General features: G+C 71.9%; 1 protein-coding gene. It reads right to left on the bottom strand.

Translation table 11 applies throughout. The features are described 5' to 3' along the window. A partial coding sequence (locus HUK84_RS20270) for a cation:proton antiporter domain-containing protein (protein ID WP_176641804.1) occupies positions 1-913 on the bottom strand: 913 nt, incomplete at both ends.

Below are 913 nucleotides of genomic sequence, written 5' to 3'. Positions count from 1 at the left end.
CCCGGGCGGCGCGGCACGCCGCGCGTCACGGCGCGCCGCCCAGGGCGACAGCCGTCCGGCGATCAGAAAGGCCAGCGGGTTCAGCAGGATCGTCAGGATCGACACCGCCAGGATCAGGCTGCGCGCCGGGGCGTCCAGCAGGTCCAGATCGACGCCCAGCGTCGCCAGGATGAACGAAAATTCGCCGATCTGCGACAGGCCGGCCGCCATGGTCAGGGCGGTCTGCATCCCCTGGCGCAGCAGCAGCAGGACGGAAAAGACGATCATCGGCGTGCCGACGAACACGGCCAGCAGCGCCCCGGCCAGCCCGGCCGGATGCCGCGCCACGGTCGCCGGCTCGAACAGCATCCCGACCGAGATGAAGAACAAAACCGCGAACGCGTCGCGCAGCGGCAGCGTCTCCTCGGCGGCATGCTGGCTCAGTTCGGATTCGCTCAGCACCATTCCCGCCACGAACGCCCCCAGCGCCAGCGACACGCCGAACAGTTCCGACGCCACATAGGCCACGCCCAGCGCCACCGCCAGCAGCGCCAGGCGGAACAATTCGCGCGACCCCATCCGCGCCACCGCATGCAGGGCGGCGGGAATGACGCGCCGCCCCACCACCAGCATCAGCCCGACAAAGGCCGCGACCTTGCCCAGCGTCACCGCCAGGGTGCCCGCCAGCAGGGGCCAGTGCGGCGCATGGCTTGCGCCGTCCCGCAACAGCGGCGCTACCGCCGGCAGCAGCACCAGCGCCAGCACGGTCACCAGGTCCTGGATCACCAGCCAGCCCATCGCCAGATGCCCGCGCCGCGTATCGGTCAGGCGCTGCTCGTCCAGCGCGCGCGTCAGCACCACGGTACTGGCCACGCTCAGCGCCAGGCCGAACACCAGGGCCGCCCGCCCGCTCCAGCCCAGCAGCAGCGCCAGG

This window comes from Nguyenibacter vanlangensis (assembly GCF_013376155.1).
GTDB lineage: Bacteria > Pseudomonadota > Alphaproteobacteria > Acetobacterales > Acetobacteraceae > Gluconacetobacter > Gluconacetobacter vanlangensis.
Note: the sequence above shows the minus strand (reverse complement) of the source record. Positions and strands in the feature narration are given on the sequence as shown.